Origin of the sequence: Achromobacter sp. 2789STDY5608615 (assembly GCF_001298995.1) — a bacterium.
GTDB lineage: Bacteria > Pseudomonadota > Gammaproteobacteria > Burkholderiales > Burkholderiaceae_B > Achromobacter > Achromobacter insuavis.
Window position 1 is genome coordinate 13,027 of sequence record NZ_CYTY01000016.1, and the last position, 12,814, is coordinate 25,840.

Below are 12,814 nucleotides of genomic sequence, written 5' to 3' on the forward strand. Positions count from 1 at the left end.
ATGGCGATAAAGAATTTCTTTTAGTGATGGGAAGTTTATCTGATTTGTCGCGGGGCGCTGATCAGCGAAGAATCTCGGTAATGGGGCGCGGTTGTGTTGATCGCGCCGGCGGCCGGCGCGGATGGGTCGTAGACAGGTTTTCTATCAAGCCGTCGCCATTCGCGTCGTGGCATTCCGTGATTCCTGCCCGCACCGCGGGCCCGTGAGGCAATTCAAATGAACAAGCAATTCAGTGGCAAGAAACTGTTGGTGGTCGGCGGCAGCAGCGGCATGGGGCTGGAGACGGCGCGCCAGGTCCTGGCCGAAGGCGGCCGGGTGGTCATCGTCGGCCACCGTGCCGACAAGACCGAACAGGCGCGCCAGGCGCTGGCCGAACTGGGCCAGGTGTGGGCCTTGAACGCGGACCTGGCTTCCGACGCCGGCCTGCGGGCGCTGATCGCGGAAATCGACGCGCGGCATGCCGACATCGACCTGCTGGTCAACGCCGCCGGGGTGTTCTTTCCCAAGCCGTTCCTGGAGCACCAGGAGGCCGACTACGAGCCGTACATGGCGTTGAACAAGGCCTTCTTCTTCATCACGCAGAGGGTCGCGGCCAACATGGTGGCGCAGGACCGTCCCGGCGCCATCGTCAACATCGGCTCGATGTGGGCGCGCCAGGCGATCGCCGCGACGCCGTCGTCCGCCTACTCCATGGCCAAGGCCGGCCTGCATGCGCTGACCCAGCACCTGGCGATGGAACTGGCCGCCAAGCGCATCCGCGTCAACGCGGTGTCGCCGGCGGTGGTGCAGACGCCGATCTACGAGGGCTTCATCCCGAAGGCCGAGGTGCATGCCGCGCTGCAGGGCTTCAACGGTTTTCACCCGATCGGCCGGGTCGGCACGCCGCAGGATGTCGCCGGCGTGGCGGCCTTTCTGCTTTCCGAGCAGGCCAGCTGGGTCACCGGCGCGATCTGGGATGTCGACGGCGGCGTGATGGCCGGCCGCAACTGATCTGCCCCAACCCTCAAAAGGAATGACGACCATGATGCAAGACTGGAATGCCTACCGCGACGCGCTGCTGGTCCGTGTCGGCGACTACGCCGGCCAGAGCCCCGACGTGATGCGCGGCCTGATGACGATCGACGGCGCCGCCGCGAAGAGCGGTCTCCTGGAACCCAGGATCCATGAACTGATCGCGCTGGCGGTGGCCGTCACGACGCGTTGCGACGGCTGCATCTCGGTGCACACGAAAAAGGCGGTGGAGCATGGCGCGACGCTGGCCGAGATTTCGGAGGCCCTGGGCGTGGCCATCGCGTTGAACGCGGGCGCGGCGCTGACCTATTCGGCGCGGGTGCTCGAGGCGCACGCGCAGTTGTCCGGCGCCTGAGCCGCGCTTGCGCCGCAACGTCCACCCCCATCGCCGCCACGCCATGCTCGTCAACGCCGATTTTTCCCGCCCCGCCAGCGTGTCGCCGGCCGATTACCGTTGGACCGCGTCGCCGCAAGGCGGCGTGGAGCGCGTGCTGCTGGACCGGGTCGGCGCGGAGCAGGCCCGCGCCACCAGCATCGTGCGTTACGCGCCCGACAGCCATTTCCCGCGCCATGCCCATCCCGGCGGCGAAGAGATCCTGGTGCTGTCGGGCACGTTCTCCGACGACGGCGGTGATTATCCCGAGGGCTGGTACCTGCGCAACCCGCCGGGTTCCAGCCACCGGCCGCATAGCGCGGCGGGCGCGATGATCTTCGTCAAGCTGCGGCAGATGGCGGCCGCCGAGCGCGACCGCGTGCGCATCGATACGCGCGACGCGTCGCGTTGGCGGCACGCGGGCGGCCGCGCGGAATGCCCGCTGTTCCAGGATGGCTGCGAGCGCGTCAGCCTGCTGCGGCTGGCCCCTGGCCTGCCGCTGTTGGCGCCCGCCGCCGGCGGCGTCGAGGTGCTGGTGCTGGCGGGCGCATTGGCCGGTGGCGGCCGGCTGCTCCCGCAGGGCAGCTGGCTGCGCCAGCCGCGCGGGGCGGCGGCGGTGTTCATCGCGGGCGGACAGGGCGCGACGGTATACCTGAAGACCGGCCATCTGGCCGACACGCGGGAGGCGCGATGAACACGCCAACGCGCGTCATCGTCATCGGGGCGGGGCTGAGCGGCTTGTACGCCGCGCATCTGCTGGCGCGGCGCGGCGTGCGCGACTACCTGGTGCTGGAGGCGCGCGACCGCCCTGGCGGCCGCATCCTGGGCGCCGGGCCCTACGACCTGGGACCGGCCTGGTTCTGGCCCGAGGTCCAGCCGGAACTGGACCGGGTGATCCGACAGCTGGGCCTGGCGCGCGACGCCCAGTACGAAAGCGGCGCCACGCGGGTGGAGCGCGGCGGGCCTGTCCTGTCGATCAACGGCTACGCCAGTTACCCCGCCTCGGTGCGGCTGGCGGGCGGCATGCGGGCGTTGACCGACGCGTTGTGCCGGGGCCTGGATCCGGCGCGGCTGCGGATGGGTCATGCCGTGAGCCGGCTACGCGTCGACGCGGGCGGGGTCGAGGTCGAGACGACAGGACCGGCTAACGCCTTCGCCACCCATGCCGCGGATCATGTGCTGCTGGCGTTGCCGCCGCGCCTGGCGCTGGCCACGATCGCGTTCACGCCCGGACTGCCGCCGGCGCTGGCGGCGCAATGGCGCGCCACGCCGACCTGGATGGCGCCGCACGCCAAGTACCTGGCGGTCTACGACACGCCTTTCTGGCGTGAACAGGGGCTTTCCGGCCAGGCGCGCAGCGCACTCGGGCCGCTCGGCGAAATCCACGACGCCAGCGTCGAGGGCGGCGCGGCATTGTTCGGCTTCTTCAGCCTGCCCGCCGCGGCGCGCGCGCAGGCGGGCGAGGAGGCGCTGCGCGCCCATTGCCGCGCCCAGCTCGCGCGCCTGTTCGGGCCGCTGGCGGCAAGGCCCAGGGAGGCGTTCATCACGGATTGGGCGCAGGACCCGCATACCGCCACCCAGGCCGATCGCGATCCGGCCGCCGGACACGCATCGGCGCCGCCCGTCCGCGCCGCCGATGGTCCCTGGCACGGACGCCTCACGGCCATCGCCAGCGAATGGGCGCGCACCTATCCCGGCTATCTGGCGGGCGCGGTGGAAGCCGCCACGGCGGGCGTCGAGGCGCTGGCGGGCAACCCCGCCGGCTCGGTCGGCGGCTCATAGCAAACCATTGAGATGAAGGAGACGATCATGATCCACACCTACCGCGCCATCCAGTCGCCGGCGCCGGGCCGGCTCGAACTGGTCGAGCGTGAAATGCCGCCGCCGGCGCCGGGGCATGTCGTGCTGGCGGTGCAGGCCTGCGGCGTCTGCGGCGCCGATGCCGCCGACATCGACCATCCGACGATGGCGCGGCCGCGCGTGCCGGGCCACGAAGTCGTGGGGCGCATCATCGCGCTCGGACCGCAGGTGCCGCCGCCGTGGCGCGTCGGCCAGCGCGTGGGCGTGGGCCGACTGGGCGGCCATTGCAACGCCTGCGAGCCGTGCCGCCAGGGCCGCTTCAACCTGTGCGTCGACCAGCCCGTCGTCGGGGTGGACTGCGACGGCGGCTATGCCGAGCGGATGCAGGTGCGCGCCACGGCGCTGGCGCGGATTCCCGACGAACTGGACGCCTTTCATGCCGCGCCGATCCTGTGCGCCGGCATCGCCACCTTCAATGCCCTCAGGAAATGCGGCGCCGAGGCCGGCGATCTTGTCGCGGTGCTCGGCATCGGCGGATTGGGCCACCTGGCGTTGCAGTACGCGCGCAAGATGGGGTTCCACGTCGTCGCCATCGGCCGGGGCGCGGACATCGCCCGCGACGCGCTCGACCTGGGCGCGCACGCCTACATCGACACCCGCGAGGAAGCGGCCGGCGAGCGGCTCAGGCAGATGGGCGGGGCGCGCGCGCTGATTGCGACCATCGGCGCGCCGGATGCGATCTCGGACGCCCTGACGGCGCTGGCGCCGCAAGGCCGTGCCATGCTGCTGGGGGTCGGCAAAGACCCGCTGTCGGTGTCGTCCGGCTGGCTGGTGGGCGGCGAGCGGACCCTCGCCGGTTCGATCACCGGCACGCCCCACGACAGCGAGAGGACGCTGAAATTCAGCGTGCTCGCCGATGTCCGCCCGATGATCGAGATCGTGCCGCTGGCGCAGGCCGAGACGGCCTACCTGCGCATGAAGTCGGGCCAGGCGAAGTTCCGCATGGTGCTGGACATGGAGGCCGCGGACGCGGCCCGGCCCTGATCTAAGATTGCGCTCCCACACTGCTGTTCAACCTAGAGGCATCCCTTGTCGACCCCTTTATCCGCATCCTCGATCGATCCGGCGCAGGCGCTGTCGCCGCGTGAGCAGCGCGGCAACATCGCGCGCCTGACCGTGGCGCAGGCGCTGGCCGGCGCCAATTCGGTGGTGGTGTACGCCACCGGCGCCATCGTCGGCGACCTGCTGGCGCCGGACAAGGCCCTGGCGACGCTGCCGCTGTCGATCTTCGTGGTCGGCATGGCGGCCTGCATCCTGCCCGTGGGCGCGATCGCGCGGCGCCATGGCCGGCGCACCGCCTTCCTGGCGGGCACCGTCTGCGGCGTGCTGGTCGGCCTGCTGGCGGCCGCGGCCGTGGTGCTGGGGTCGTTCGCGCTGTTCTGCCTGGCGACCTTCTTCGGCGGCGCCTACGCGGCGGTCGTGCTGTCGTTCCGTTTCGCCGCCGCCGACGGCGTGTCGCCCGCCCGGCGGGCCCGGGCGCTGTCGCTGGTGATGGGGGGCGGCGTCGTGGCCGGCGTGGTCGGCCCGCAGCTGGTCACCCACACCATGTACCTGTGGCCGGCCCACATGTTCGCGGCGACCTTCGTGGTGCAGGCCGCCGTGGCGGCCCTTTCGGCGCTGGTGCTGGCCGGGGTGCGCCTGCCGATGCCCAGCGCCGCGCAGGTGGCGCAGGGAAGGCCGCTGGGCGTCATCGCGCGCCAGCCCCGCTTCATCGTCGCGGTGGTCTGCGGCGCGGTGTCGTACATGCTGATGAACTTCCTGATGACAGCGGCGCCGCTGGCCATGATCCTGTGCGACCACTCCCAGGAGAACGCCAATCTCGGCGTGCAGTGGCACGTCATCGCCATGTATGCGCCCAGCTTCGTCACCGGCCGCCTCATCTCGCGTTTCGGCGCCGGCCGCATCGTGTCGGCCGGGCTGCTGCTGACCGGGCTGTCGATCGCGGCGGGACTGACCGGACTGACGGTGGCGAACTTCTGGCTGACCCTGGTGCTGTTGGGCGTGGGTTGGAACTTCGGCTTCCTGGGCGCCTCGGCGCTGGTGCTGGAGTGCCACCGGCCCGAGGAGAAGACGCGGGTGCAGTCGCTCAACGACTTCATCATCTTCGGCATCATGGCGGTGGGCTCCTTCGCTTCCGGCGGTCTGCTGGCCCTGTACGACTGGATGACGGTGCTGTGGGTATCATTCATTCCTTTGGCACTGGCGGTGGCGGCCTTCGCCGCGAGCGCCGCCGGCGCGCGGCGGCAAGCGTAGACGCCGCCGTGTGGAATGCGTCGCGGAAACAAAAACATGGGAGTCGTGCATGCCGATAGATTTCGAGCCGATCGAGCAGGCGTTCATGCAGACCCTGCGCGCGCAGCCCGCGTTCGCGGGCTGGAAGAAGCGGCGCAAGCGTTGCCTGTGGCGGGCGCTGGCCGACGGCGTCGAGCAGGGCGTGGAACTGCTGCGTTACCGCGACTCGTTCGAGAATCGCCAGCTGGTGTCGCTGGGGCTTTACGTGTCGGTCCCGTGCGAGCGTGAATGGCCGGTCTACGTGCCGCCGGACGTGTGGGACAAGGGGCGGCTTTACCGCCGCGCCTGCCTGGCGCCGGGGCAGGGGCTGGTCGGCGAGGCCACGTTAGGCAGCGGCGCGGTGATCGAGCTGTGTTCGCCCGACGACCTGGCGCGCTGGCTGGCGGTCTTGCCGGTCGATATCGAGCGGTATGTCGGCCCCTGGTTCAGCCAGTACGACACGCTGGCCACCGCGTCGTACGAGTACGAGATTCCACGTTGGCGCCTGCAGCAGGCCGGCCTGCTGCCGTAGCGCCGTCCGCGCCGTGGGGCGGCCTGGCGCCCCTGTACGATGAAATGACAGTGCTGTGGGTATCATGCAACCCTCAGGCGCTGACGGCGGCCACGCCCGTCGCCCCATTTCCGCAGAGACCAGGAGTACCCATGATTCGATTGCACGCGCCCAGCCGCTTCCTTTTTGCCGTCGCCGCCTTGCTGGCGGCCGCCGGCAGCCACGCCCAGGGCCCGGACCGGCCCGCCGTGCTCAAGGCGCTGGAGGCGCGCGGGCTGCGCGTCGTGGAAGAGTTCAAGGTCGGCGGCGACCTGCGCGCGTTCGCCGGCGTGGCGGGCGACCAGCCGGTGGCGATCTACGTCACCCGCGACGGCAACGCCATCGTCGGCGCCCGCCTGGACGCCGAGGGCAAGCCGCTCGACGAAGCCAAGCTCGAAGCGCTGGTCAGCAAGCCCATGGGCGACCAGGCCTGGGCGCAGCTCGAGAAATCGACCTGGGTGCTCGATGGCAAGAAGGATGCGCCGCGCATCATCTACACCTTCAGCGATGCCAACTGCCCCTATTGCCACAAGTTCTGGGAAGCGGCGCGGCCGTGGGTCGATTCCGGCAAGGTGCAGTTGCGCCACGTGCTGGTGGGCGTGATCCGTCAGGACAGCCCGGCCAAGGCCGCGGCCATCCTCGGCGCCGCCGATCCGTCGGCGGCCCTGCTGGAGAACGAGCACAAGTTCAACGCCGGCGGCATCACCCCGGCCAAGAGCGTGCCCGACAACATCGGCAAGATGCTCGACGACAACCAGGCCTTGATGGTGTCGCTGGGCTTTCGCGGCACGCCCGGCATCGTCGTGCGCGACGACGCGGGGGCGCTCAAGAAGTACAACGGCATGCCGCAGGCCGCCAAGCTGGCCGAGGTGTTCGGGCCGCGTTGACGCGGCCCGTTCGGCGTCGTGATCGCCGCGGGGCGGTCCGGCGCAAGGCGGCCGGGCCTGTCGGTTCAGCCCTTGCGGCCGGCGGCCTGCAGGATCAGGTCGGTGATCTCGTCGGGATGCGACAGCAGCGACAGGTGGCCCGACGCCAGTTCGATGGTGTGGGCGTTCATGCGCTTGGCCAGGAAGCGTTCCAGCTCGGGCGAGGTGGTGCGGTCGTTGGTCGAGACCGCGTACCACGTCGGCTTGTGGCGCCAGGCGGCCTCGGTGGTGCGCGAGGCGAACAACGTGTCCGAGATGCGGCCCTGTTCGGCGTACAGCACGCGCGCCTGGACCGGATCGAGGTCGCCGGCGAAATCATGCAGGAAGGCCTGTTCGTTCAATTGCGCGTAGCCGCCCGACTTGACCAGCCCGGCGCTGGCGGGCGGGGTGGGGAACCTGGCGGCCAGCGCGCCGTAGTCCTCGCCGGCATCGGGCGCGCGCGCCGCCACGTACACCAGCCCGGCCACCTTGGGATCATTGCCGGCCTGGCTGATCACGGTGCCGGCCCACGAATGGCCCACCAGGATCGTCGGGCCGTCCTGCAAGGCCAGGGCGCGTTGCGTGGCGGCGGCATCGTCGGCCAGCGAGGTCAGCGGATTCTGCACCGAAGTCACATGCAGGCCGGCCTTCTGCAGGCGCTCGATCACGGCCGACCAGCTCGAGCCGTCGGCATAGGCGCCGTGCACCAGCACGACATTGCGGATGGGGGCGGCCTCGGCGGCCGACGCGGTGTGGGCGAGGCCGGCGCCGGCCAGGGCGAGCGCGGCGGCGATGAGGGAATGCTTGATCTTCATGGGATATCCTTCGGTTCTCGGTCGATAAGAGGCATGCAGGCCTGGGGCGTCCGGCGCGATGTCGCCGGCGTCTGCCTGTCCGCCGTAAGACGAACGGGCCTCGGGCTTATTCCCGGGACATGAAAGAAAAAGCCGCCCGGTTCGGGGCGGCTGGCGCGTGGGTCTTTTGCGGCGGTCCGGCCTGGTTCGGCTGGCTCAGGCGTCCGGCGCCACCGCCTGCTGCACCGCGCGCGCGGCGGGCGTATCGCTCGGGCTGACCACGCCGTAGAAGTAGCGCCCCTGTTTCCAGTACTGCGCCGTCAGGTCGCCGTCGCGCCGCTTGCCGTCGCCGAAATTGACCACGCCGCCGGGCGGGCGCACGTAGTACAGCACCGACTCGCCCGCCGGGTTCTGGTACAGCACCATCGCCGCCGGTCCGTACTCCGAGGACATCAGGCGTCCGCCCACCGGCTGGAAGCCGAAGGCGTTGAAGTCGGGCAACGGCGCCGGCTGCACGAAGTGCCGGTTCAGCCAGGCCTGCAATTCGGCCGGCTGGCTGGAACGGAAGTCGACCATCGACGGCGCCGCGTCCGAGGCGAACATGCGGTAGGCCTGCACCGCGTCGGCCATCGGCAGGTAGCTGGCGCGGATGGCGGCGTCGCGCATCTGCCAGCCACCCACGCTGCCCAGCCCCAGCGTCAGCACCAGCGAGGCCGCCAGCGCCATGGCGCGGCGCCGGCGCGCCGCCTGGGCCAGGCGGATCTGCGTCGGGTCGAGCCGCGGCGGCGGCGCGAAGTGGCCCAGGTCGGCGTGCTGGCGGCGCAGGCCGTCGGTCTGCTGGCGGATCGCGTCGACCTCGCGGGCGGCGTCGGGGTGGTCGGCCAGATAGCGCTCGACCTCGCGGCGGCGCTCGGCATCGAGTTGGCCGTCGGCGTAGGCATGCAGTTCTTGATCGCTGGGAGTCGGCATGGTCATTTCATCAATCGCAGGGCAGGCTTGGCGGCCACATGGCCTTCCGTGATCTCGCGCAGCGCCTTGCGCGCCCGCGACAGCCGGGACATTACCGTACCGATGGGGATATCGAGCACGTCGGCGGCCTCCTGGTAGCCCAGGCCCTCCACCGACACCAGCAGCAACAGGCTCTGCTGGTCGGCCGACAGGCGCGCCAGGTCGCCCAGCGCGGCGCGGGCCAGGGCCACGTCCTCGGCGGACGGCGCCACCGGCTCGGGCGCGCCGCTGAAGAAGTCGAGAATGCGGGCGTAACGCTTGCCGCGCCGCTGGCCGTCCAGGAAACACCGGTACAGGATCGAGAACAGCCAGGCCCGCAGGTCGCCGTCGGCGCGGCGGCCGCCGGCCCGCGACAGCGCGCGCTCCATGCACGACTGCACCAGGTCGTCGGCGTTGGCCACGTCGTGGGTCAGCGACAGCGCGAAGCGGCGCAGCCGCGGCAGCACCTCGCGCAGATCATCGTCGGTAAAGCCGCCAGTCATGGGGAAACAAGCCTTTCACGGGTCCAGGGTTGCCGTAAGACGACTGACGGTCGGGATTATTCCCGGCCTTGGCGTGAATATTACATTTGGGCGGCGGCCGCGGGAACGCGGGGCGCGTTCATCTCGGTCGGGGACGGTTCAATAGCGTCCCGCTGGCAAGACGTCGTCGAGATACGCCGCCGCATCGGGGCGGGCCGTCAGCATGTGCCGGATCCAGGCATTGCGCTCATGGCCGGTCACCGCCAGTTCCCACACGCAGGCCAGCGCCGGCGCGGTGACCGGGGTGAAGACATCGGGCCGGGCCAGGGGCGCCGACAGCATGCGCTGGCAGACGATGCCGCCGGTGATCCACCAGTCCACCAGCAGCCAGACGGCTTCCTGGCCCACGTGCACCATGCAGAAGCCGAGGCCATGGCTGCGCGCGTCCTGCGCGTGGTCGGCCAGCGTCGCGCCAACCGCGGCCCGCGCGGCGGCGGCGACCGCCTCCGTGAGCAGCGGCGCCGGATGCGCCGGCGCGTGGTGGATGCCATACGCCTTGATGGCATGGCCGGCCAGGCGCCAAGCGGTTCGATGCGGCGGGGCAGGTAGGGTTCGGGCGGGTGCGGCATGGAAGGAGGCGGCCGGCTGGAAAGGTGCCGTCATTCTAGTCGGCTCGCCGTCGTGCATCCCTCGGTGGCTCCTGCCTGCGCGCATCCGCCGACGGTGGGGCGACCGCACGGCGCCGACCGCCAGCGGAAATTAGTCGAACTGTGTCTTCATCAGGGCGGTCATGCTGTCAGAATACCTTGTCCATCAGCCATGACGCCAAGCCGGCGTCCATCGCCATTTCCGCGACCCGTTCGGGGCCGAGTAGGGTGACGCGTGAGGCATGCGTCGGGGGCGGCGCTACCTCACCTGTGTGATGAACGAAGAATAGCCTGTGGTATCCATCACTGTTTGCCAGAACCGCGATCGAGTTCTGGAGGTCCGCTTGAGTGGCTTTGCTCTTTACCTGTACGAACGCGCGCTCTTGGGTGGTGGGAAGATAAAGGTCGAAATCGGTATCGCGCTGCGACTTTCCTATGGGTGTCAAGCGGCGCCAGCCGCTTGTGGAAAAGATCAGCTCCAATAAGAGTTCGAAATCCTTCGGACCAAGCTTCCGGATAAGTTGTAGCAACGCCACGCGCATTGCAGTCGCAGCCGCGATTGCATTTTCCACTTCAGGGAGCGGCGTGTCCGTAATCTTGCGAATGGCGTAGTCTCGGGCGCGGACATTGCATATGGTTTGACGATACATCTGGACGCAGAGCAGTTCACCGCTGAGCGAGGAGGTCGTCAACGGTTTCCCGGATATGCTGCGAGACTGCCATCCGCCGATAGCTTGACGTTCGGTCGTGCCGTCGTCGTTCCAATGGACGGTCGCCGCCGCTCGGCTCCATAGCATCGATCCTTCTGCAAAGGTGACAAAAACGGCAGAGTCCGAGGCGGTGTGAAACACTGAGGTCTGACGAACGATGCTTTGCGCCACCGATGGATTTTTACCTTCCTTTTCAATCCAGTAGCGCCTTAAATCCTCCCATTTTGCGTTCTCCGCGAACGCTCTGGGCGCTGCTTCATATCCAAACTTCAGCTTGTGGTTGTCGAAGCATTCCCGTTCCCATTTTCCGCCCTCCCCGAGTTTGATGAAGTAGACGGGGGCATGGCGAAGCTCGTGGTAGGTAGGATGCATGTAGGGTGGGGCGTCATGGTTGTCTTTCATGGATGAAGCGATCTGTGCTGATGGCGGTGAAATCTCAGCCAGCGCCTCCTCCTTTTCTGTTCCAGGTTTTCAGTCTCAGGTTGAACGTGCGCGGATGCATACCGATCAGCCCCGCGGCCTTTGTGCCGCTTCCACTGACCGCCTGTGCCGCATACAGCAGACGTCGCTCCCATTGCTCGATCGCTGCATCGCCAGGAAACGAGGCGCCCGTGGCCTGGACGTCCCGAAGGAATCGTTCACACCTGGCCTGTGTCGGCAGTTCATCGATCAGCGAAGACGACGGACCGGTCATCGGCATGTCGATACTGTTCTCCGCGTCCCGCAGACGTTGCAGCTCTCGCTTTATCGTATCCCCAGACATGGAGACCTGGCGCCCGCCCGCGAGGCCGGCGACGATCAGGCGGCGGGCAAGCCGCTCCAGGTCTCGATAGTTCCCCGGAAGGCGCATGGACCGGAGTGCGCTAACTATCTGTGACCGATGAGGGCGGAACTCACTGAGAAGTCCGTCCAGGGGGGTCTGCGACCGCCGTTCATCGAGGTTGAGCAATTCCTCATACGCTCGCAGAAGTACCGACTCCCATATGTCATCAAGATCCTCCGCGCAATCGCGCAATTCGGGCAGTTCGATGACCAGGTCGGTAATGCGGTCGAGAAAGTCGGCGTTGAGATTCTCCCGTAGAACCTCGAAGGGTCGGTTCGTTGCGGCGATAAGCCTGAATTTCACAGGGATTGATTTATCGCCGCCGATACGCCGGATGCTGCCCTCGCGTTGGAGTGCGAGCAGCAGCAATGCCTGCGCCGACACATCCATCCAATGGATTTCGTCAAGGAAGACGCAATCATTGTGGGCTAGTTCGAGCAGCCCCGTCTTTCCCTGCTTGTTCGCGCCCGTAAACGTATTGGGTTCATAGCCTGACAAGGTGCTGCGCAGCATGTCAGGATTGCCCATGAATTCGGCGCAATTGAGGTGAAAGGACCATTCCTGCTCCATTTGCCGTCCGTCGGCTCCTTTGGGGCCTGGACGGTGGCTGGATCGCGGCGTCTGCCACTTGAGAAAACCCTTGCGCAGGTCCCGGGCAATGGTCGTCTTGCCTGTTCCCCGCGCGCCGATAATCAATACGGGGAACGGGACGCCGCCGTATTCCGACACCAGTCGGCTCACTTCCCGAAGCTTCGGCGAGCGCGCTTTTTCAAGGGTCCATTTCTCGCCGCGTTGGCGCAAGGTCTGGATTTCCGAGGGCTTGGCCGAAAGGGTGTCGAACAAGTCCCACGGTACTTCTTTGAGAGGGGACTGACCGGGCAGACGCTTGCTTTGGGGCGTACCCTGATAGGCGCGTACGTTGTCGCCCGCGACCCGGGCCTGCAGCGCTAGCAGCAGGACAGTCTGGGCCGCGGGCGTGCCGGGGCTCAGATTGACGGCAATGGGAGAATTCGGGTGCTTGAGGCGGATATTCCCCAGCGCCTTCACTGTGAATTCGAACAGGGCGGCATGGTCGATCGGCGTCGCGTCGGTATGCCATGGGATGATCTCCACCGCCGGCGCGTCCGGAAACGGCGCGATCTCCCGCTTGAGCTCATGAGCGACCTCGGACTCCGTCGAGTCCTTGTCGCGCAGCCCCTGGTCAGGCGTCTGGGGAACCCTTACGAATACATAGTGCTTTTCGGTTTTTCCGGCCAGCGGCGATCCTTCCCCGAAGAGAAATTCCAGTGTCGGACCGCGCGTCTTCTGGCTATCGACCAGACGGTACTGTCCATTCTTGTCTCGCTCATAGGGGTCATGATTGAACGATACCCAGGATACCGTGATGATGGTCCGCATTGA

15 protein-coding genes are annotated in these 12,814 nt (G+C 68.1%); 9 read left to right on the forward strand and 6 right to left on the reverse strand.

Annotation, left to right across the window (positions count from 1 at the left end; translation table 11 throughout):
• The 9 genes from AOZ49_RS33550 to dsbG all read left to right on the forward strand — a co-directional run.
• Positions 1-206, forward strand: a 206-nt coding sequence (locus AOZ49_RS33550; protein ID WP_231690352.1) for a hypothetical protein, incomplete at its 5' end; no start/stop codon positions are given.
• A gap of 10 nt (positions 207-216) precedes the next feature.
• On the forward strand, positions 217-990 hold the full coding sequence (locus AOZ49_RS15560; RefSeq protein WP_054476308.1) for an SDR family NAD(P)-dependent oxidoreductase: 774 nt from the start codon (positions 217-219) through the stop codon (positions 988-990).
• Between the two features lie 31 nt (positions 991-1,021).
• Entirely contained in the window at positions 1,022-1,366 is a 345-nt protein-coding gene (locus tag AOZ49_RS15565) for a carboxymuconolactone decarboxylase family protein (protein ID WP_054476310.1), read from the forward strand.
• Between the two features lie 43 nt (positions 1,367-1,409).
• Positions 1,410-2,078: a cupin domain-containing protein gene (locus AOZ49_RS15570; RefSeq protein ID WP_054476501.1), complete on the forward strand. Its 669-nt coding sequence runs from the start codon at positions 1,410-1,412 to the stop codon at positions 2,076-2,078.
• On the forward strand, positions 2,075-3,166 hold the full coding sequence (locus tag AOZ49_RS15575) for a flavin monoamine oxidase family protein (RefSeq protein WP_054476312.1): 1,092 nt from the start codon (positions 2,075-2,077) through the stop codon (positions 3,164-3,166). Before AOZ49_RS15570 ends, AOZ49_RS15575 begins: the two co-directional genes overlap by 4 nt.
• 27 nt (positions 3,167-3,193) lie before the next feature.
• Positions 3,194-4,228 carry a zinc-binding dehydrogenase gene (locus AOZ49_RS15580; RefSeq protein WP_054476503.1) on the forward strand — a complete coding sequence of 345 codons (1,035 nt, stop codon included), beginning with the start codon at positions 3,194-3,196 and terminating at the stop codon, positions 4,226-4,228.
• Positions 4,229-4,273: 45 nt separating this feature from the next.
• On the forward strand, positions 4,274-5,497 hold the full coding sequence (locus tag AOZ49_RS15585; RefSeq protein ID WP_054476315.1) for an MFS transporter: 1,224 nt from the start codon (positions 4,274-4,276) through the stop codon (positions 5,495-5,497).
• A gap of 49 nt (positions 5,498-5,546) precedes the next feature.
• Complete coding sequence (locus AOZ49_RS15590; protein ID WP_231690353.1) at positions 5,547-6,047, forward strand: hypothetical protein; 501 nt, start codon at positions 5,547-5,549, stop codon at positions 6,045-6,047.
• A 131-nt stretch (positions 6,048-6,178) separates the two neighbouring features.
• Complete coding sequence (gene dsbG, locus AOZ49_RS15595; RefSeq protein ID WP_054476320.1) at positions 6,179-6,952, forward strand: thiol:disulfide interchange protein DsbG; 774 nt, start codon at positions 6,179-6,181, stop codon at positions 6,950-6,952.
• A gap of 65 nt (positions 6,953-7,017) precedes the next feature.
• Here dsbG and AOZ49_RS15600 read toward each other — a convergent pair whose 3' ends face one another.
• From AOZ49_RS15600 to AOZ49_RS15625, 6 genes are all read right to left on the reverse strand, one after another.
• A complete protein-coding gene (locus AOZ49_RS15600; protein WP_054476324.1) occupies positions 7,018-7,785 on the reverse strand; it encodes an alpha/beta fold hydrolase in 768 nt (255 codons plus the stop codon).
• A gap of 195 nt (positions 7,786-7,980) precedes the next feature.
• Positions 7,981-8,733 (reverse strand): anti-sigma factor family protein, encoded by a 753-nt coding sequence (locus AOZ49_RS15605; RefSeq protein WP_231690354.1) that lies wholly within the window; start codon positions 8,731-8,733, stop codon positions 7,981-7,983.
• 2 nt (positions 8,734-8,735) lie between these two features.
• Positions 8,736-9,254 (reverse strand): sigma-70 family RNA polymerase sigma factor, encoded by a 519-nt coding sequence (locus AOZ49_RS15610; protein WP_054428810.1) that lies wholly within the window; start codon positions 9,252-9,254, stop codon positions 8,736-8,738.
• A 138-nt stretch (positions 9,255-9,392) separates the two neighbouring features.
• Positions 9,393-9,920, reverse strand: a complete 528-nt coding sequence (locus tag AOZ49_RS15615) for a hypothetical protein (protein WP_231690355.1) — start codon at positions 9,918-9,920, stop codon at positions 9,393-9,395.
• Positions 9,921-10,029: 109 nt separating this feature from the next.
• Positions 10,030-10,992 (reverse strand): restriction endonuclease, encoded by a 963-nt coding sequence (locus AOZ49_RS32535; RefSeq protein WP_156355667.1) that lies wholly within the window; start codon positions 10,990-10,992, stop codon positions 10,030-10,032.
• Positions 10,993-11,026: 34 nt separating this feature from the next.
• The gene (locus AOZ49_RS15625) at positions 11,027-12,811 is read right to left on the reverse strand and encodes a sigma 54-interacting transcriptional regulator (protein ID WP_054476340.1); all 1,785 of its coding nucleotides are present in this window, start codon (positions 12,809-12,811) and stop codon (positions 11,027-11,029) included.
• Positions 12,812-12,814 lie beyond the last annotated feature (3 nt).